This window comes from Pectinatus frisingensis (assembly GCF_015732285.1).
Classification (GTDB): domain Bacteria; phylum Bacillota; class Negativicutes; order Selenomonadales; family Selenomonadaceae; genus Pectinatus; species Pectinatus frisingensis.
Map to the genome: position 1 here is coordinate 18,600 of NZ_WIQU01000029.1, position 21,085 is coordinate 39,684.

The 21,085-nt window shown below is 39.2% G+C and carries 16 protein-coding genes and 1 pseudogene; 3 read left to right on the top strand and 14 right to left on the bottom strand.

The window, feature by feature from the left end:
• From urtC to I6751_RS04930, 5 genes are all read right to left on the bottom strand, one after another.
• Positions 1 to 1,080 (bottom strand): urea ABC transporter permease subunit UrtC, encoded by a 1,080-nt coding sequence (gene urtC / locus I6751_RS04910; RefSeq protein ID WP_196592295.1) that lies wholly within the window; start codon positions 1,078 to 1,080, stop codon positions 1 to 3.
• Between the two features lie 14 nt (positions 1,081 to 1,094).
• Complete coding sequence (gene urtB, locus I6751_RS04915) at positions 1,095 to 2,003, bottom strand: urea ABC transporter permease subunit UrtB (RefSeq protein WP_231038001.1); 909 nt, start codon at positions 2,001 to 2,003, stop codon at positions 1,095 to 1,097.
• Between the two features lie 78 nt (positions 2,004 to 2,081).
• A complete protein-coding gene (urtA, locus tag I6751_RS04920) occupies positions 2,082 to 3,335 on the bottom strand; it encodes an urea ABC transporter substrate-binding protein (protein ID WP_231038002.1) in 1,254 nt (417 codons plus the stop codon).
• A 204-nt stretch (positions 3,336 to 3,539) separates the two neighbouring features.
• The gene (locus I6751_RS04925; protein ID WP_196592296.1) at positions 3,540 to 4,280 is read right to left on the bottom strand and encodes a response regulator transcription factor; all 741 of its coding nucleotides are present in this window, start codon (positions 4,278 to 4,280) and stop codon (positions 3,540 to 3,542) included.
• A gap of 3 nt (positions 4,281 to 4,283) precedes the next feature.
• Positions 4,284 to 6,941: a hybrid sensor histidine kinase/response regulator gene (locus I6751_RS04930; RefSeq protein WP_196592297.1), complete on the bottom strand. Its 2,658-nt coding sequence runs from the start codon at positions 6,939 to 6,941 to the stop codon at positions 4,284 to 4,286.
• A gap of 193 nt (positions 6,942 to 7,134) precedes the next feature.
• Between I6751_RS04930 and I6751_RS04935 the strand changes: the two genes are divergently transcribed.
• Positions 7,135 to 8,241, top strand: coding sequence for a response regulator (locus I6751_RS04935; RefSeq protein WP_196598997.1), 1,107 nt, complete (start codon positions 7,135 to 7,137; stop codon positions 8,239 to 8,241).
• Between the two features lie 187 nt (positions 8,242 to 8,428).
• Here the strand turns inward: I6751_RS04935 and I6751_RS04940 are convergent, their stop codons facing one another.
• The 3 genes from I6751_RS04940 to I6751_RS04950 form a co-directional block, all read right to left on the bottom strand.
• A complete protein-coding gene (locus tag I6751_RS04940; RefSeq protein ID WP_196592299.1) occupies positions 8,429 to 9,259 on the bottom strand; it encodes a phosphoenolpyruvate hydrolase family protein in 831 nt (276 codons plus the stop codon).
• Positions 9,260 to 9,563: 304 nt separating this feature from the next.
• Positions 9,564 to 10,781: a Tm-1-like ATP-binding domain-containing protein gene (locus I6751_RS04945; protein ID WP_196592300.1), complete on the bottom strand. Its 1,218-nt coding sequence runs from the start codon at positions 10,779 to 10,781 to the stop codon at positions 9,564 to 9,566.
• Positions 10,782 to 10,927: 146 nt separating this feature from the next.
• On the bottom strand, positions 10,928 to 12,124 hold the full coding sequence (locus tag I6751_RS04950) for a phosphoenolpyruvate hydrolase family protein (protein ID WP_196592301.1): 1,197 nt from the start codon (positions 12,122 to 12,124) through the stop codon (positions 10,928 to 10,930).
• Positions 12,125 to 12,334: 210 nt separating this feature from the next.
• On the opposite strand from I6751_RS04950, the gene I6751_RS04955 reads away from it, so the two are divergent.
• Entirely contained in the window at positions 12,335 to 13,000 is a 666-nt protein-coding gene (locus I6751_RS04955; RefSeq protein ID WP_196592302.1) for a hypothetical protein, read from the top strand.
• A 309-nt stretch (positions 13,001 to 13,309) separates the two neighbouring features.
• Here I6751_RS04955 and I6751_RS04960 read toward each other — a convergent pair whose 3' ends face one another.
• The gene (locus tag I6751_RS04960) at positions 13,310 to 13,630 is read right to left on the bottom strand and encodes a winged helix-turn-helix transcriptional regulator (protein ID WP_196592303.1); all 321 of its coding nucleotides are present in this window, start codon (positions 13,628 to 13,630) and stop codon (positions 13,310 to 13,312) included.
• A 145-nt stretch (positions 13,631 to 13,775) separates the two neighbouring features.
• Between I6751_RS04960 and I6751_RS04965 the strand changes: the two genes are divergently transcribed.
• Complete coding sequence (locus tag I6751_RS04965) at positions 13,776 to 14,327, top strand: flavodoxin family protein (RefSeq protein WP_196592304.1); 552 nt, start codon at positions 13,776 to 13,778, stop codon at positions 14,325 to 14,327.
• A gap of 172 nt (positions 14,328 to 14,499) precedes the next feature.
• Here the strand turns inward: I6751_RS04965 and I6751_RS04970 are convergent, their stop codons facing one another.
• The 5 genes and pseudogenes from I6751_RS04970 to I6751_RS04995 all read right to left on the bottom strand — a co-directional run bounded on the left by I6751_RS04970 (position 14,500) and on the right by I6751_RS04995 (position 21,042).
• Positions 14,500 to 15,678, bottom strand: coding sequence for an ABC transporter permease (locus tag I6751_RS04970; RefSeq protein WP_196592305.1), 1,179 nt, complete (start codon positions 15,676 to 15,678; stop codon positions 14,500 to 14,502).
• Positions 15,675 to 16,796: pseudogene (locus tag I6751_RS04975) on the bottom strand (ABC transporter permease). Before I6751_RS04975 ends, I6751_RS04970 begins: the two are co-directional and overlap by 4 nt.
• A gap of 387 nt (positions 16,797 to 17,183) precedes the next feature.
• Positions 17,184 to 17,735: a TetR/AcrR family transcriptional regulator gene (locus I6751_RS04985; RefSeq protein WP_196592307.1), complete on the bottom strand. Its 552-nt coding sequence runs from the start codon at positions 17,733 to 17,735 to the stop codon at positions 17,184 to 17,186.
• 403 nt (positions 17,736 to 18,138) lie between these two features.
• Positions 18,139 to 19,527, bottom strand: coding sequence for an aspartate ammonia-lyase (locus I6751_RS04990; RefSeq protein ID WP_196592308.1), 1,389 nt, complete (start codon positions 19,525 to 19,527; stop codon positions 18,139 to 18,141).
• 90 nt (positions 19,528 to 19,617) lie between these two features.
• The gene (locus I6751_RS04995; protein ID WP_196592309.1) at positions 19,618 to 21,042 is read right to left on the bottom strand and encodes a DASS family sodium-coupled anion symporter; all 1,425 of its coding nucleotides are present in this window, start codon (positions 21,040 to 21,042) and stop codon (positions 19,618 to 19,620) included.
• Positions 21,043 to 21,085: the final 43 nt, after the last annotated feature.

Here is a 21,085-nt window from a genome sequence, read left to right on the forward strand (position 1 = left end):
TCAATTTATCGACGGAGATTTTTCTGCAGTTTTTTCCTTTTTGACACGCCATGCTATACGGGTTGAGTATTTTTTAACGAGACCAATAAGCCCTTCTGGCATGAAAATGACGACTATGATAAAGGCCAGACCTAAAAAATATGACCACACTTCGGGGAATGATTCGCTGATGCCGCTTTTTAGGCCATTTACGAGAATTGCTCCAATGACGGCTCCGATTAATGTACCTCTGCCTCCGATAGCCACCCATATTACCATTTCTATTGAGGGGACGATTCCCATTTCGGCCGGTGATATAATACCAACCTGGGGTACAAAGATTGCTCCGGCGATTCCGGCGATGACAGCGGAAGATACATATACAAAAATCTTATATGCGGCGGGATTGTAACCAGAAAACCTTACTCTGTTTTCGCCGTCACGAATCGCCATCAGGATTTTGCCAAGACGATGGCTGACAAGGAATCGACAGTATAGATAAACTATAACTAAGAAAAATATAGCAGCATAGTATAATAAATACTTAGTATTGTCTGCTGCCAGCGGCAAACCAAACATTGTACGGAAACCGGTAAGACCGTTGGTCCCTCCTGTATAGGCCTGTTGTCCAATAAAAAGTATCACGAAAATCAGTGATAAAGCTTGCGATAATATAGAAAAATAAACACCACGAATACGGTTTTTAAAGGTAAGAAAACCGATAATGGCAGCCAAAATAGCTGGTATGATAATGATTAAAGCAAGAGACAGAGGACTGGAGAAGGGAGCCCAAAGTGCCGGAAGTTTTTCTAAGCCGCTCCATGACATAAAATCGGGCAGCCTGCCATGGGCGGCTTCCATTTTTAAGTACATTCCCATGGCATAAGCGCCTAATCCAAAAAATACACCATGTCCAAGGCTCAAAATGCCGGTATATCCCCAGATAAGATCGATACCAAGTGCCAAAATTGCATATGCAATAAATTTACCAAGCAGGTTTATTCTAAATACGGATAGAAATAATGGTGCCAGTAAAAGCAATAATATAATAACGAAAAAGATTCGATTTGCTGGTGTTTTAAAAAAAGTTTTTGTAGTCATAGGTACCGCCCTTCTTATTCGTCTAATGAGCGGCTGTTGATAGTGAATAGTCCTTTAGGCCGCCATTGTAAAAATATGATAACTAAAGTAAATATCAGGACTTTTCCCAAGGTCGCGTCTGTCAAAAATTCCAGGGTGGTATTGCCGGTGCCAATAAGAAAACCACCGGCAATAGTTCCCCATAAGCTGCCTACACCACCAAGGACTACAACCATAAAGGTATCGACTATATAATTGGTGCCCAGTGTTGGTCCTATCGAACCTAGCAGGGTCAGGGCACAGCCAGCAATTCCGGCCAGGCCGGAACCAAAGGCAAAAGTATAAGCATCTATTTTGCGGGTGTTTATACCAAGACTGGCTGCCATAGCCCGGTTTTGCATGACGGCTCGGATTTTTCGGCCATAATTGCTGCGATACATCAGATAATAAATAGCTGTCATGCAGATAATTACCATAAGCATGATGAAAAGACGTTTATAGGGAAGCTGCAGGCCAGGATGAATCAAAAGAGCGCCATTTAACCAGTCGGGACTTTTAACATCGACATTGGGGGCACCAAATATGCTGCGGGCCAATTGCTGCAATATAAGACTTACACCCCAAGTGGCTAGTATACTATCAAGAGCTCGGCCATATAAATGGCAAATGACGAGCCTTTCCAATACCCAGCCGAATATGCCGGCTGCCAGAAAAGAAGCAGGAATAGCAATAAAAAAATAAAAATCGAAAATAGAAGCAGGCAGATATTGGCTGAATATATTTTGGATGACGTAGGCAGCATATGCCCCAATCATTATGAATTCACCATGGGCCATATTTATTATTTTCATAAGACCAAAGGTGATTGCCAGTCCCAGCGCGGCCAGCATGAAAATTGAACTTACGCTTATGCCGTTAAAAATTTGAAGAAGATAAGTATCCATTGTTTTTACTGCTGCCTCCGTTTATTAATAAAAATAAAGCGGCATATTTTTTGCATACCGCTTTATTTTTTTATTTAGTTAATTGGACAATCCTTTTGCCCAGTCGTATGTTTTCAGATATGGATCAGGACGAACAGGATCCGGTGTGCTCCAGATTTCTTTGATTGAACCATCTGCCTGAACTTCGCCGATGCGGACTGTTTTCCAGAGATGCTGATTTTCGCCTTCAATTTTTACAGTTCCTTCAGGTGCTTTAAATTCCAGACCTTTTGCCGCTTCTTTTACTTTATCGACATCGGTCGAACCAGCTTTTTCTACGGCAGCGGCCCATAGATACACAGCATCATAGGCAGCTTCTATAGGATCATCCGTTACACGATCTTGTCCATAACGAGCCTTATAGTTAGCAACGAAAGTTTTATTTTCCGGAGTATTTGTCGTCTGGTAGTAATTCCAGGAAACGAGCTGTCCAGTCATGTTTTCCGCGCCGATACCGCGTACTTCTTCTTCGGCAATGCTGACGGAACAAGTAATGAGATCTTTTGAAGTTATTCCGGCATCCTTAAGCTGTTTAAAGAAAGCTACGTTGCTGTCGCCATTGAGCGTATTGAAGACCACGTCTGGTTTCTCTTCCTTGATTTTGTTGATTATTGTACTATAATCTGTGTGGCCCATTGGGGTATATTCTTCGCCTACGACTTGTCCGCCTTCGGCATTTAATTCAGCTTTGATTATTTTATTAGCAGTACGCGGAAACACATAATCAGAACCGATTAAGAAGAATTTCTTGCCCTTGTTTTTTAGCAGCCAATCAACAGCAGGGACGATCTGCTGATTAGGAGCGGCACCCGTGTAAAAAATATTAGGGGATGATTCCATCCCTTCATATTGGACAGGATACCATAAAAGTCCGTTATTGCTTTCAAATACGGGTAATACGGCTTTTCGGCTGGCTGATGTCCAGCAGCCGAAAACGGTTGCCACTTTATCCTGCTGTAAAAGTTTTTTCGCCTTTTCGGCGAAAACAGCCGGATCTGATGCACCATCTTCTGTTACTACTTCAAGTTTTTTACCAAGTACGCCGCCTTTGGCATTGATTTCATCAATTGCCATCATTTCGGCATCTTTTACAGAAACTTCACTGATTGCCATTGTGCCACTCAACGAGTGAAGAACACCAACTTTAATCGTACTTTTGGAATCAGTAGAACTGCCGGAGCTTTGTGATGTCTGTGAATTGCCGCAGCCACTAAGAAAAACTGATGAAATAAAAAGAGCGGTCATTGCTAGGGAGGCACTTTTTCTCATTTTGGCAAAAAGTCCCATGTTCATATGATTTCATTCCTTCCACGCAACAGCAAAATGAAAAGGCACTGCGGTATGTACATAGATTGTACATATCACAGCGCCTTTGCTGTTTGTTATATTGTTTTTAATTACAATATTAGTTTAGCAATTTTTGCTGAGGGAAAAAACCATATAAAAAAGTCATTTTCCAGTAAAAAAAAGACAAGTTTCGGTTTTTAGATATTTATATTAGCTATTAATATTTTTTTTATATTCACCAGGAGTCATTTTGGTGTAAATTTTAAATAAACGGCGAAAGTAATCCGGACTGGCATAACCAAGCCGATTACTTATTTCATAATTTTTGTATTTGCCGCTGCGCAGCAAATACTTGGCATGCTCCATTTTCATTTTTGTTAAATATTCATTGAAATTTTCGCCTAGTTTTTGTTTAAAATATTTTCCGGCATAATCGCGGCTTATGGCAAATTCTTGGGCAAAACTGTCTAAAGTGATATTATCTTCAATATGATCAAGGATAAAGCGACAGATTTTTACAACAATGCTGTCATTATTTAATTCGTATTTTTCAGCTAATTTTTTTTGCAAATATGTTTTACTGTTTAAGTAACTGCGGACACGCTGTAATAATGAACGAAGGTCTTTATCATCCGGTGGTTTGGTCATATAATCGAAAACTCCCAGACGTATCCCTTGCTGTGCATATTCAAAATTACTGTAAGTACTTAACAAAATTATACAGTTGTTGATTCTTTTCCGGCGCAGTTCTTGGAGAAATGCCAGACCGTCCATGCCAGGCATTCGGATGTCAGTTATAATTAGGTCTACTTCCTGTCGGGCTAAAAATTGTAGTGCTTCTTTTCCATCGGCAGCTTCGCCTGCTATGCAGAATCCGGATGAATTCCAGTCGAAACGTTTTAAAATATATCGTTCGGCACTGTCGTCATCAATTAACAATACCTTATACATAATTTACTCCTTGCCTGTTTTTTGTACCGCAGCAGATAATAATACAGCTGCTGCGGGAAAATCATATATATTTACTTCATGCCATAAACGATTGTAGAAAACCTTGCCAAATAGTGTGCACAAGCATTCTTGCAGTTTGTGGCATGCCTCTTTAGCTGAAAAATCACCGTTTTGTAAAAGTGTGAGTAATTCGTGTAGTTCTGCGTCAGTTGTGGTTGATGAGAAAATCGGTAATTTTTCTGCTGCATCTGCTGCATTAGAAGAAATCGTCAAGTATTGTTTAATGCATTGTATTGTTTGTTGAAATATAGGCAAGAAATTTTTTATGCTTTCTTTATTGCCTTTTTTCAGGGCATTGGATAATGTCATTGCTGCAGAATATAGTCCATTTGCGCCGATGTTGCCCGCAGCTCCTCTTAATTCATGTAAACAATCAGATGCTTTGCGATATTCTTGTTTTAGAACATATTGTTCAATAGTACAGGCATCATTTCGATGGTTTACATAAAAAAGCTGCAGGATTTTTTGATAGGAGGCTGTTTTGCCATTCAATTTTTTTATGACATCTTGTGGTGCAAAAAAAGAATGGGATGGCAGATCAGATGACGGTTCAGAATTTATGGGTATTTTCAATACACCGGATAAAATTTTTCCCAGTTTATCCAGCTGTAATGGTTTTTCCAAATATGCTGCCATCCCGGCGGCAAGAACTTTTTCCTGGACGTTGCCAAGTACATCAGCAGATAAAGCAACGATTGGAGTAGTGGTGTTTTGTGAGTTTTTCCGCATATGGGCTGTTGTCTCATAGCCATCCATTATGGGCATGCGGATATCCATCAAAATAATATCATATTTGTTTTTTTTGGCCAGATTAAGTGCGGTTTTACCACTGCTGGCAGCAGTGACAGTAAACCCGAATCCGGAGAGGATTTCTTCAGTCATGTGCAGATTGACTGTGTTATCTTCAACCAATAAAAGCCGGATACCGTGAAAATTCATGCTGGGAGAGACATTGTCTTTTTGTGGGATAGTATCGTTTGTACGTTTTGCGGGAAAAGAAAAGATAAAGGTTGTTCCATGTCCTGGTTCACTGTTTAATACTATATGACCTTTCATTAACAGGGCAATTTGCCGGCTTATAGCGAGTCCCAGACCTGTACCGCCAAAGCAACGCGACGTGGAAATATCAGCCTGTGTAAAGGCTTCAAACAAATGCTTTTGAGCCTCTTTGGCTATACCTATGCCGCTGTCGGTAAAAGACATGTATATCCATTCATGATTATCCAATATACATGAAGAAACCTTAAAACAGATGAAACCCTGCTCGGTAAATTTTACAGCATTGGATAGCAAATTCAAAGCAACTCTTTTTAAGCGGAAGGAATCACCGCAAATTACATCAGGGACAGCTTTATCAATTTCCAAAAAGAATTTTAATCCCTTTTTCCTTGTTTCAACTTCAATCATTGTATAGAGTTCCTTTATTGCCTGTCTTAGACTAAACGGGGCCATTTCTAATTCTATTTTTCCTGATTCGATTTTAGAAAAATCCAGGATTTCATTGACAATCGATAATAAATTTTTAGCGGCTAATCCAATATTATTGGTATAATCCAATATTTTTGCTGAAGGGTGCTGCTGTTTGAGCATATAGTGATAACCAATAATTGTGTTTAATGGTGTCCGTATTTCATGGCTCATATTAGCAAGAAATTCACCTTTGGCGGCGTTGGCTTTTTCTGCTTCTTCTTTGGCAAGCAGCATACGTTTTTCTGTTTCCCGCCGTCTTTTTAGTTCACTTTGAAAAGATGTATATAAAGTGTTGAAAGTATCTGCTAAAATACAAAGTTCTTTTGTACCTTCTGCCTTCAATTTAAAGTGTTGCTGCAGGGAAAAACCTTCCAGGTTTTTGGTATAATTGCGTATGGGATGTGTTATATATAACATAAATATGCGCATCAACCCTAAGATTTCAGCAATTATCAAACAGGCCAGTATGACCTGCAGAACAAAAGCGTGATAAAGATTTTGTCGGGCGTGTAACAACTCATTTTCCAAGCGATCGTTCATTGACTGTTGAAAAGCAGCAATGGGATTCATGATATGTTCTTTGCTCAAGTCATAGTTATTATCAAACATGATTTCAACTGCTTTGGTTTTTTTTGCACTGTCTGACAAAACGGCGTCACTGTTGCTGAGCTTTTTTATAGATACCGGTGCAGGCATTAGTTCTTCAGGTACATGTTCTGATTCTAATACTAAACGCATGGAACGGCGCTCTGTTTCGACTAGTTCGTCAGAATATTTTTTTGCTTCTTCAAGTAATAATAATTCATTTGCCGGTGCATGAGCTTCTTGCATTTTTTCGATAACATAATCACGGGTTCTGGTTTCTTGGATTTCCCGCCAATAATTATCCATATGGGAACGATCACCGGTAACTGCATATTTTCGTCCTTCGGCGGTCAGATAATCAGATGCCTCTGCCAGTGATTCTCCCAGCTGTTGAAACATTATACGGTGTTCTTCAGCTGTTTTTTCAGCTTTGATATTTATATTCATATATATGCTGCTGATGGCAAGCAGAGCAGTAATCATGAAAAAACTAATTGCCATAAAAAGACTGAGACGTGATTGCGTCATAACAAAGTTTTTTCCCATGTTGATATCCCCATTACAAAGTTATGCATAAAAAAAGCCCGACCGGTAAGTGGTCAGGCTCCATTGCCAAAAATCTATTCTCATATTATAATCCAATCACTAAAAAATAACAAATGTATTATTTTTTAGTACTCTTGCGTAAAATAATGTGTATGTTAGAATAATAACTAAAAGTAAAGAAACAGGTGTTCTTATGCCCGTGCCATATGAAAAACAAATTCTGATTATTGATGATTCACCGGAAAGTATTGAACTTGTCAGCTGTATTTTAAAACGATCTGATTTTACGATTCGCATTGCTAAGAATGCAAATTCAGCTTTGAAATTAATCCAATTTCAAATACCGCATATTATATTGCTTGATGTTAACATGCCGGAAATGAATGGTTTTGATTTTTGCCGATTGTTAAAGAATAATGTCCAATATAAAAAAATTCCCATTATTTTTCTGACGGCTAGTGATGAGGAGGAAAGTATAAGAAAAGCGTTTGCACTTGGTGCACAGGATTATGTTACGAAGCCTTTTAAACCGGCAGAGTTAATTGCGCGCGTCAACACACACCTGAAGTTGACGCAGCGAACTGAAGAATTGGAAAACGCATATAAAAATCTTGACAGTTTTTGTTATTCTGTGGCTCATGATCTAAAATCACCATTGCTTTCCATCCGGAGGTTGATAGATTTCTTGTTACAGGATTATGATGAAATTTTTACGGTTGATGGGAAAGAACTTGCTGCAAAAATACAAGAAAAAACCACTGATGTAACAGAGATTATTGATCATTTACTGGAACTTTCTCATGCGGGCAGCAAAAAAATACATATCAGTAAAATCGATACCAGGCAGTATTTTACTGATATGTATAAGAACCTGCGTGCTTTAGAACCCTCCAGAAAAATCTGTTTCCAGGTAGAAAATTTACCGTATATATATGCAGATCCGGTTCTTTTTAAACTTTTATGTCAAAATATTTTGTCCAATGCTTTAAAATATACAAGAAAAAAAGATTGTGCTGTTATTAAAATTAACTGTCGTTTGACTGAAAATTATTTTGTTTTTTCTATTAAGGATAACGGAATTGGATTTGATATGCGGTATGTTAATAGATTGTTTCATGTGTTTGAACGGCTTCATTCCGAGCGGGAATTTGAGGGCAGCGGTGTAGGACTCGCTATTTGTCAGAGAATATTGCAGCGGCAGGGCGGCAAAGCATGGCTTACCGGTGCACCGGGAAAAGGAGCATCTTTCTTTTTTTCTCTGCCGCGTCGGGAGATACCGATGATGGAGAAAGACTGTTAATAAAATAGAGCCCCATTGCTGAATAGAAATGGGGCTGTCGTACGTTAACATTTTCATTCATAAATATGCAGTTGCAATATTTCCTTAGAATATTTCTCAGTAGGAAATTAAGCCATACGGTTGTAGGTTGCATTTTTATGAGGTCAATGCCGTTCGCGCGGGCAGCCCCTTGATTTAACTAATATTATTATTTGGTTATAGCTTTAAAAGCAGAGGCCTGAGCGGTCATGCTTCTTTCTGAGGCCAGGCGTTCGATGGAAGAAGCACCAAAGAAACCATCGATTTCAGGAACATGTTTTATAACATAAGCAGCGTCTTCCGGGTCGGCAATAGGGCCGCCGTGGCAGATTACCATTATGTCGGAACGAACGGCGCGACCAGCCTTAATGATTGACCGGATTTTTTCACAGCAATCATTGAGAGTGACTGCTGTTTCGGCACCAATGCTGCCTTTGGTAGTAAGTCCCATGTGGGCAACCAGAATGTCGGCACCGGCTTGTGCCATTGCTTTTGCCTGTTCCGGATCAAATACGTATGGGCAGGTCAGCATATCAAGTTTGTGAGCTTGTCTTACCATATCTACTTCCAAACCGTATCCCATACCGGTTTCTTCCAGATTGGATCTGAATTTACCATCGATGAGGCCAACGGTAGGGAAGTTTTGGACACCGTTAAAACCTTGATCCTTGAGCTTTTGTAAAAATAGATCCATTACACGGAAGGGATCAGTACCGCATACTCCGGCTAAAACAGGTGTCTTTTTAACTATCGGCAGCACTTCACGGCCCATTTCCTGAACTATCTGATTGGCATCGCCATAAGATAAAAGTCCGGATAAGGAACCACGTCCTGCCATGCGAAAACGTCCGGAATTATAAATAATAAGCATATCAACATCAGCTTTTTCACTGCATTTCGCAGTGATGCCGGTACCGGCACCGACACCAACCAAGATTTTTCCGGTTTGTATCTGGTTTTTAAAATCAGCTAAGATTTCTGTTCTTGATTTTCTCAACATATAAATTACCTCTTTACAGTTTGTTTAAAGTGATTATTATTTAATGAATATTGCTGGCCTGCGGGAACCGTCAGACGCGATAATTATTATAATGAGCTGCCGTGTAATTAATGTATAGTTGCGTAATGTATATAGTGGGATAAAATATTCCCAGCCATGGCTGGTGACGATTTCTCCAGCATAGAGATTTGTCAAAGTTTTACAAATGGTATTATGAAAAATATTACGAATAAATATAAACTTTTTATTGATTACTATATTTTGTCTTTTGAGTCATCACTGAATGGCACTCCCGTGATAAATATTAAGCGTTCAGCAGATCAATAAGGTTTTGGGCAGCAGTTTCAGCAAAAACTTTATCATTGATATTATTATCCATTTTGAGAAATTTGACATGGGGATTACTTATTTCACGTTCTAAGGTTGTAAATAAAGCCTTATCTTCAGATGGACCATAAAAGGGCTGGCCCGTGGCATCAATAGCTGACACTCCTCTTAAAGGCAGCATGATAATAGTTTTAGTTGCAGCACTATTCAGTTTTTCGGCCAGCTTTTTAGCAATAGCTATGTTTTCTTCAGCAGTAGTCCGCATTAACGTTACAGTGGGATTATGTTTGTATAAGCTGCGGTTGCGATATTGCGGCGGTACAGTGTCTATTGGACCGAAGTTTACCATATCCAGAGCCCCAACGGATATTACCTGGGGAATTTTGTTTTTTATGGCAGCTTCACAACGGTGTTCTCCGGCTGCGAGAACACCTCCGGCTACCTGGTCACACCATTCAGTAGTTGTCAAATCCAGCACACCTTTAAAAAAACCTTGATTGATCAGAGATTCCATTGTTTTTCCACCTGTTCCGGTGGCATGGAAAACTAAGACTTCATAGCCGGCTTTTTCCAGATAATTTTTCGCCTGGTCAATGCAGGGGGTGGTTACACCAAACATTGTGGCAGCAATCAAAGGTTTAGTATCGGGTGGGTCCGCCGGTAATTTATCACCGGCAGTAAGCATACCGCTTATGGCGAAAATAGCATTTTTGAAAATGGTCTTGGATATTTTGTTCAATCCGGCTACATCAACGATTGAGGGTATCATTACAATGTCACTGGTGCCGACATATTGTGATACATTACCGGAAGCCATGGTCGACACCATTACTTTAGGCACACCAATAGGCAGCTGGCGCATTGCCGGAGTAACTAAAGATGTGCCGCCGGAGCCGCCAAAAGAAATTATCCCGTCAAATTTTTTTTGTTCATATAATAAAGGCACAATCTTTTTCATACCATTGGACATAGCTTCAGTAGCAAGGGCGCGATCTTTTTTTGCTGCAATTGCCTGTATATCATAACCGGCTGCTGCAGCTACTTCTTTGTTGGAAACATCAGGGGAAAAAGCCGGAGCAAATATGCCTGTGTGAATGGTAAGTGTTTTTAAGCCGATAGTCTCGGCAATTTTTTTCGCATATTCGTATTCTATTCCCTTGGTATCAAAAGTGCCCGCTATTGCGAGTGTTTTCAAGGATATTCCCTCCTTTTGATTATTGTAAAATATTTTTCCGATATGCATATCTTATATATATATATTATGTTTTGGCAGGAGGGAAGTAAATGTATTTATGTTTCTTTATATTGTGTTTAAGTACTTTTATTAATATTTATAATTTTCTACTTATTAATAGCTGTGTCCTTGGCAAATGCACTGGGAGTGAATCCTGTATATTTTTTAAACATTTTAGAGAATTGTACATAATCAGTATAACCGACATTGACAGCGGCTTCTTTGCAGGATACACAGCCGTGACGCAGTAAGTCTTTGGCTTTATTAACACGGAAACGCACCAAGTACTGAGAAAAACTGCAGCCAACTTCTTTTTTGAAGCGAATACTCAGATAGTTTTTGGATACATGTATAGCAGAAGCTAATGAACTAAGATGTATTTCTTCGATATAGTGTTCTTTGATATAGTATTTTATGAAATCGGCATAATCTTTATTATTCCAATTGTTATGAATTTTAGCAGCTGGTTTCTTTTTTTCGAAGTCATTGTAGTATTTAAAGGATTGAATGGTTTTTAGTATGGCTTTTTCTGTGGGGATACGGTCGAATGTGGAACCGCCTATATAACCTTGACATTCAGTGCTTTGATAAATGTATTCCATATCAAGAGGTGTGTTTGCCGGTCCGGCATAAATCATTTTTATTACGTCAGGGTTTAATGCGGTACATACTTTAAATATCGTGCCGGATATTTTTCGCGCCTCATCGATGGAAATATATTTTTTGGCACCAAGAAAACCACCCTTGGTCAGTCCCAGATGCAGACAGATAATGTCAGCACCGGCTAAAAGCATTTGCTGTGCCTGATGTGTATTGATAACAAAGGCCAGGGTGAACATATCCATTTTATGGGCTAAGCTGATGGCTTCGATTTCTTGTTTGAAGGTATTACCGTCTTCTTCTAAAGCTTCACGAAACTTGCCGTCTATAAGTGATAACGTAGGATAGTTGACTATTCCGGAAAATCCGGTACGTTTAATTTTCTTTATATATTCGGTCAGATTGATGAAAGGATCACTGGCAAAAAGTCCGAATAATACAGGAACGGTTTTCAGCATTGGTAATATTTCCCGGCTGCCTATTTCCATGATGAGATCATTGCTGTTGCCATAACAGTAATAACTGGCATAGGAACCCTGCCCCATGGATCGGTACTTGCCTGCGCTCAACGCTAAAAGCAGGTCTGCTCCGCCCATAGCAGCATATTTAGCTGTTATACCGGTTCCTACAACAGCGCCAATGATGTGATGATGATTATTTTTTTGTTTATTGAGAGCTGTTAATATATTCTTTCTGGTAAACATTTTATCATCTCATTTATAATTCATTATTCTTTATTATAAAGCAAAATGATATTTGATTCATTATATAGTTTTCGCTAATATTATTTAAAATAAAATAATTGTCACAAATAAATTTTATTTTTGCCTTATTTTTGTCAAATTTTATTTGTATTATAAGGATAAATCAAATGAATCAGATGGATTAGAAAATATATTTGGAGGATGATAATAATGATTAATTTATCAAAGAAAAAAATGGGCGCACTTGCTGTAGGAGCAGTTATGACATTTGGTGCAGCTTTTCCCGCATTGACTTTTGCGGCAAGCCAAAACGATGCCTATGGCAGCCCGTATGATTGTTATCAAGGCCAGGGTATTGGCGGTCATCATAAGAATGGGATGTTTGCTGAAATGGAAAAAGAATTGAATATCAGCAAGGCAGATTTCGATAATTACAGGACAAAAGGATACAGCGGCAGAGATGTTATGCACGCTGCAATCATAGCTAAGGCAAGCGGTAAATCACTTGACAAGGTTATTAGCTATAAGACAGCAGATACTACATGGCATTATGTCATGGGAAAGGTCAATGTTACCGATGACCAACTCAGACAAGTTCATCAGGATTTATTTACCGACGGAATTTCGCAGCGTACAGGTGTAGATAAAAGTGCGATAACAAATCTGTTTAAACAGGGCTATAATGGACGTGATATTATGATAGCGGCTGAACTGTCTAAGGTTTCTTCAAAATCAATCGATGATGTAATGGCAATGAAAAAAGTAAATAATACATGGAAAGATGTAGCTGATTCACTTGGGGTGAATAGGGCAAGTTTCCGGCAGGATTTTGGTCCGATGCATGATGGCCCGATGCATGGTAACTGGGACAGATAAGTATAGATAAAAAAGAGGCTCTCATATGAACAGGCTTGACTTCGCAAAGATGCAGCCTATAATCGCTGTATGATTCCTCGCGCTTGGGGGGCGGATAAAGGAAGTTGTACATTGTATATTTATAAATGGAAATACCAATCTCAATGATTTAACGACATAAACCAAAATCACTCTCGGATGATTTAAACCGGGAGTGATTTTTTTATCATGTTTTACTATATATAGTATAAGTTTGTGATATTGGTTGCTGATACTTATGAAAATAAGATTTTTCAGATCCTGTGTGCGAAATAGTCGTAAAAAAACATATTATATAGTGTTATTTTTGTATTGATAGACTTCGTTTCCCCACTCACCGATAGCTTTTAGAGCTGTTATTAATTTTTGGCTCAGTTCAGATAATTCATATTCAACTTTTGGTGGAATTTCATCATACTGATGGCGGATGACCAGACAATCTTTTTCAAGTTCCTTGAGATTTTTAGAAAGCATAAGACTTGATATTCCAGGTGTTTTTCTTTGCAAGTCATTGAAGCGTATTACACCGTTTTGATGCAGCGTCCATATAATAAGCAGTTTCCATCTGCCGGTTATCATATTTAAAGCATAAGCAACTGGGCAGTTTTCCATAAAATTCCTCCTGGTACTAATATGTATATTAGTAACTAAATATTTTTTGCGTACTTGTTGATTTATATGTTACTTAATATAATGAAAATAGTCAATGCGGATTGGCAACAATTTGAAAATGGCGTATTAAAGAGGAGTGATAATAATGTCTAAAGTAGTTGTTTTTGAAGGCAGTCCAAGGAAAAATGGATATACGGCAAATTTGTTGGAACAAGTGGTAAATGGGGCAAAGTCCAAGGGTGCTGAAATTGTAGAATATAATTTAAATGACACGCGAATAAGAGGCTGTCAGGGGTGTTTCTATTGCAGAACCCATGATGGTTGTGCTACTGATGATTATTTGCAGCCAATGTATAAGGATATTAATGAAGCAGATGCTATAGTATTAGGTTCCCCAATTTACTATTATCAAATAACAGGGCAGGTGAAAGTATGGCTTGACCGTACATTCCCGATGCTTGGTGATAAGTTTGTTCCAAGGCATCCAGATAAAAAAGCTGTGACTGTATTCGTGCAGGGAAATGCAGATGCCAAAATAGGCGAAGACGGGATCAGGTCTATAAATCGGACATTTGACATGTATGGCTGGAAGATCGAAGATAGTATTCATTATTGTGGAACCAGTGGTAATCCGGATTTGCAAAAGGATGATAAAATATTGGCAAGGGCGTTTAATGCTGGCAGAAATTTGGTTTGAAAAATTATTTTAGGTGTCGCACGACGGCATTGATTTTTAAAGATGCACTTCACCACCGCTATGCGGCCCACCGTCCTTCTAAGAGTGGAACATTGTGTATATTTACGAATGAAAATGCCTGTGTGCGGCAGTTTTTTTATGTTTTATGAGAAAGTTATCTAAAAATCTAAAATCAATAATTGAATTTTAGATTTGCCTTAGCTGACAGCTGTTCATGTTTTTTACGACCATAATTAAAGGCTTTTACTGAAAATACCAGACAGACACTGCCAATGCTAAGAAGCATTAAAATATCCTGAATCAGATTGTTTGTTGTTCCTGATAAAAGCAGATCGCGGATAGGATTGGACATCCATGTTAATGGGAAAAAAATTTTGGCCATCAGCTGCATTGAGGCAGGCATTGATTCCAGTGGCCAGGTGTAGCCGGAAAAAATAAATGCCGGGACTACGTATACCAGCGATACTTTTACAAATTTTAATTCCGTTATAAAAAAAGCGGCGATAAAGATGCCCAAACAAAGTACTGCAAAACAAAAAGCACTATTAAGCAGCAGAAGTTTGATATATGAAGCCTTTACAGGAACATACCATACATGGCCGGCTAAAAATAGAAAACTTATAAAAGCTATTGTTGCAAGTGACCAATGCAGTAATAGTTTACCGAATATAAGTTTGTATATAGGTGTACCGTTTAATTCGGACAAATGGTTAAGATCATAGTGGACGGATGCCCCTACGGCAAAAAAAAGTCCTTGTTCAAATGCTGTCATGGATAGTCCGATACAGAAAAAGAACAGATATGTTTGAATCGGATTATTCATCATCCGTAAGTTATAGTGAATTGGAATGATTTTTGGCGTCAGGATATCTTGCGACAGTCCTAACCTTAAAGATGTATAGTTAATAGCAATATTATCAGAATAGTTGTTGATTATATCTTGGGCAGCCGTGGCTGTGGTATTGGCAAAAACAAGATTAGCACCGTTTACCATATAAAGGACTGTAGCAGGATGTCCTAAGGCAATATTTTTAGAAAAATCCCTTGGAATTTGAATCGCAGCATATACTTCTTTATTATCCAGTGCCTGGAGCATGGCCTCTTCACTGGATGCGTTTTGCACAATTTCAAAGGTTTCACTGTCATCGATGTTTTTTATAAGTTTTCTGCTTAAGTGTGACTGATCTTCATCATAGATTATGGCAGGTACATGTTTTACAATACCAGGTTCATAGAGGGAACCAAACAAAAACAGATATATTAATATGGCACCAAAAATAAAAATTATCCGTCGCGGATCTTTAAGAAATATTTCATAGAGCTCCCGCTTTATGATTTGCCATAAATTCATTGTTTATACCTCATTTTTTGTGTAATTTTATCGGAGATATAGCGACGTAAGGTAAATATACACCAGGCAATTGTGCCGGCAGTAAAACCGACTGTAAGCAGCATTTTTAGGTTATATGCAAAATCAGGACAATAGCCTGCCAGCATCAGATCACGTATACAGTCTCCTGCGTAAGTAATAGGCATAGTGGATGAAAACCATTTGCTGAATCCACGCATGGATAATAACGGCCAGGAAAGCCCACTGAATAATAGTCCTGGCATAATGTACAATAATGGCAATTGTACGGCAAGCGTTTCATCCGGAGACATAGCAGAAAATAGATATAAGACACCAATTACAGCAAATATAAAGAATCCGCCGAGTAAAAGCAGTTTCCATATTTGCGCACGGATTGGTACGGCCCATAAATAAGTCAATCCGGCCAGTGAAACAGCATAACTGATCAATCCCAGAAACCAGTATGGCAGCGCTTTTGCTGTCATCAGTAAAAATGAGGAATAATCCGGGCCATAAATATTACGTCGGCAAAGTGCACTTAGAAGCGGAGTAACTGTCACCAGCAAAGCAATCTGCAGACCGTTCAACACTATCCCCGGCAGCATAAATGAAGTATATCCGGTTGTCGGATTGTTGAGCAGGCGTACACCAATATGAACCGGATATACCATATGCAAGGCTTCATTTGGTAAAACACCTGCACCTTCCACTAATTTTTGCGCCAGCCCAACAGAAAAAGTACGATTATTTTCTTGAATTGAAACCAAAGCAGAATTGGCAAAAATATTATTTGATGAGTTAAGAAGTAAAATAATATCAGCACTGCGGCCTGATTTTATTTACTCGGAGAAATTAACTGGTATACCAAGCCCAACTTGGGCTTTATCATCACTGAGCAGTTTCGACATTTCTTCCTGAGTATCTGCGTAATATTTAATATCAAATCGTTCGGAATCATGATATACCTTAATTAAACTGCGGCTTAAATTGCTTTGATCCTGATCATAAATTACCATAGGAATATGTCGTACTGTGTTTTCTTTATATATCATGCCAAAAAATATACAAAATAACAGCGGTGTCAAAAAAATAATGCTGCCGGGAAAGGTCTGCGCCAAAGTGCATGATGTTCATAACGCACAATCTCCAAAAATTTTCTCATGATGATATAACTCCTGTAATGTTATAGCTTGATGTAGTTTTTATGTTATGTTGTTTGATTAGTACTCAGGCAGCACGATATAGACAGTTTATAGCTAAATATACGTGGTATTTATTACTGATAATACCGCATATGTAATATCGGGTACTAAAATACATTTTTGAGGGCCGCCGCACATAACTATTTTCATTCATAAATATGCGATATGCCATTTTTTTTGTCCGCCTTTAAAAAAGCGGTGGTGATTGCATTTTTATGAGGCCAATGTCGTTTATGCGGCAGCCCTTTTTTGATATCTTTATTGCGTAATGTTTAAATTTAAAACTATAAATAAAATAGTGAATTACTTATTTTCTAATCCAAAAAATATAATATCACTTAAATGTTTTAATGCTTCACTATAGGTAAGATTGCTTTTTTTTAAAAAAATGTATTGGGACAAGGCTTCTGACGTTACTAATAAACATTGATGCATAACGTCCAGATTAACTTTTCTAAATTCATGTTTTTGGATGCCTTCCTGTAATATATCCATCAAGACATTGATTTTTTTTTCACGAAAAATAGACCAGCGATGCCATTCACTGCTATAATCAGTTCGTAAATCAGCATAGATGTTTTTATCAAAACGCTTAAATGCTTCTGTATATAGGCAAACAAAAGATATGATTTTTTGTTTCACCGGCAGATCGGCGTTGCGTATTGATTTTTCTTTTTGGTTAAAATTGTTCATTAAGTAATTTATTATTTCATAGATCAGCTGATCTTTTGATTCCACAATTTTATATAGTGAGGTTTTGCTGATATGTAAACGGTGCGTTAAATCAATCATTCTAAATCGTAAAGAATGTATTTCTATTTCTTTTAATGCAGCCAGGATCACTCTTTCATTCATTGCATCGTACCCTCCGATACCTAAAACAACTATATTGGTACTACGATGCTATTATACTGATTTTATATGAGAATGTCAATGATCAAGCTAATTAGATAACTATCGATATGCCCGGTGGTGTCAAACATTTGGTAGAATAATAATGTGTTTTGGTGTCAATAACTGCTTAAATTAAGCAGTTTTAAAATAAGAATGGGGCTGTCGCACGAACGACATTGACCTCATAAAATGCAGCCCGTTGCTGTAATATGGTTTTCTGTATTTTTGAGGATGGACAGAAGAAACGGGATGCTGCTTTATGAATGAAAATGTTTATGTGCGACAACCCCATTATATAACTTTACTGGGGAGTACAGTTACATTAAATGGTTATCTGCTGTTAATGAAAGTGATTTTGTGTAAATTATTGAGCAATACCAGGATGTGTCATTTGCTGTGGAGATAATATATGTTCCAGTTTTTCTTTGGGCATCAGATTTTTGGCTATAATTATATCACGGATCGGCTTGCCGGTAGTGTAAGCTTCTTTGGCCAGCATTGCCGATTTTTCATAACCGATATGCGGTAACAAGGCAGTCACAACGCCGACACTGTTGTTAAGCCAGGTCTGGCACTGCCTGTTATTTGGCTGCAGGTCGACAAGTAGTTTGTCAATAAATGTATTGACGGCATTGGTCATATAGTTCATGGAATTGAATAGATTAAAGGAGATGACCGGTTCCATTACATTGAGTTCAAACTGTCCGTTTTCCACGCCAAGATTGATAGCCAAGTCGTTGGCTATCACTTGATAGCAGCTTTGGTCAAGTACTTCGGCGATAACGGGATTTACCTTACCCGGCATGATGGATGAACCCGGCTGGCGGGCCGGCAATTTCAATTCATTGAGCCCACAGCGTGGACCTGAAGCCATAAGCCTGAAATCGTTGGCCATTTTTATCAGAACGAGTGCGGTGACTCGAAGTGATGCGGACACATCGGCGAATCCATCGGTGTTGTTGGTGGCGTCGACCAAGTTGTCGGCAGTCTTGAAGATTTCACCGGTTACGTCGGAAAGTGTTTGGGCAACGGTCTTGATGTATTCCGGTTCAGCGTTGAGGCCGGTGCCGACAGCAGTACCGCCCATATTTATCACATGGATGGAATCAACAGCAGCTTTGATGCGCTTGATGCCGCGGCGTACCGCAGAAGCGTATGAAGCCATTTCCTGACCAAGCGTAATAGGAACGGCATCTTGGAGATGAGTGCGTCCCATTTTTAGGACATCTTTGTATTCGACAGATTTTTTGTCCAGCTCACCGGCCAGACGTTCCAGAGCAGCAATAAGTTTTTTACTTTTATGGCTTACACAGACTTTAATAGCGGTAGGAAAAGAGTCGTTGGTGGATTGAGCCATGTTAGCATCATTGTTTGGTGAAATGATATCATAACGGCCCTTGGCTTCTCCAATTATTTCTAAAGCGCGATTTACCAGTACTTCATTGGTATTCATGTTGACGGATGTGCCGGCTCCGCCTTGAATAGGATCAACCGGGAACTGGTCAAGCATTTTACCGGCGATTATTTCATCGGCAGCCTGAATCAGTGCATTGCCGATTTTTTTATCAAGACGGCCGGTGGACATATTGGCTAGGGCAGCAGCTTTTTTTACCTTGGCGAAAGCTTGTACAAAATCCGGATCAATGGTCTGGCCGGTGATATGAAAGTTTTCTTTGGCACGAAGTGTCTGTACACCATAGTACACATCGTCCGGTACTTCTAATTCACCTAAAAAATCACGTTCTTTTCTCATTTTAACACCCTTCTTTTAAATTTAATCTTCTATAATAATTAATACTGTTTATCTAATTAATACTGTAATACTGCTTGGGATTGCGATTCATCAGAAGAACCCGACAAATTTCATCCAAGGCAGGCCGATTCCCAGCCACACTATGATATGGAGTGTGGTGATTAGAAAACCTATTTTCCACCATCTTCCCTGGCTCATGTAGTTTGCGCCAAAGAATATTGGTGTTACACCACAGCCATAATGAGTGAGGAAGGAACAGCTGTTAGCTAATACGCCTAAAATTATGAGTACACCTAAGGCTGGTGCACCGGCCGCTATTAATATTGTGGCGAAAGCGGCGAATAAAGCCATGATATGAGCACTGTTGCTGGCTAAAACATAATGTGCGTAAACATAAATAATGGAGAGGATTACCAGCATTACACCCCAGGAAGTACCGGCGAGACTGCTGCTGACAATATTGGCCAGATATCCCATGAGACCCAGCTTGGAAAGGTAGGCAGCCATGTTGACTAATACACCCATCCATACCAGAACGTCCCAGGCACCCTTTTGTTTAAGAATGTCATCCCAGTCAAGTACATGGGTAAAGAGCATTGCACTAAGACCAAGTAAGGCTACAAATGCGGAATCAATACCGTGAATAGGACCGGTTGCCCATAATAACAGAGCACAAATGAAGATTACACAAAGTATTTTTTCGGCGCGGGACATTGGACCCAATTTACCAAGTTGTTCGGTTGCCAATTCTTTGGTCTTGGGGGTAGCTTTTAGTTCCGGGTTAATAATTTTATACAACAGCCACGGGGTCAGAACTGTAAGAATCAGGCCAGGTACTATACAGGCGATAAACCAGTCTGTCCAAGTTATTGTGACACCGAATAATGTGCTGGACAGTGAAGCGGCAAGAGCATTGTTGGAAGCACCGGTGAGGAAGATGCAGGCTGAGGTGATAACAGCGCAGTATGAACTGAAAATCAGGAAAGCACCTGTACGGCGATTTTTTTCCTGATCTGGTTCTGCACCTATAGCAGAACAGATGCTACGGACTATCGGGTAGATAATCCCGCCACCGCGGGCTGTATTGGATGGTGTGAATGGAGCGATAACAAAATCGGCTGCACTCATTATATAGGCCACCCGCAAAGAACTGCTGCCAAACTTTGCCAGAAGCATATAAGCTATACGTTTGCCAAGTCCTGTTTTTATGAATCCTTCGGCAAACATGAAAGCCGATACGATGAGCCAGATTACGGTGTTACTGAAACCGGCCAGGGCTTCACCGGCTTTTAATACATTGAACAAGACTAAAGCAGTACAAGCAATAATTGCGATGGCTCCTATTGGCAGCGGTTGGAGAATAAAACCGGCGATAGTGGCAATAAAGATTGCCAGTAGATGCCAGGCCTGAGGTGCCACTCCCTGGGGAGCGGGAATAAACCAGAGTGTTACGCCAATGGCTAAACAGATTAGACTTTTTACCAGAAAGTTTTTAGGAGTCTTTTTACTATCCATATGATTTCCTCCTTAAAGGATTTATAGAATGTCACAAACTACG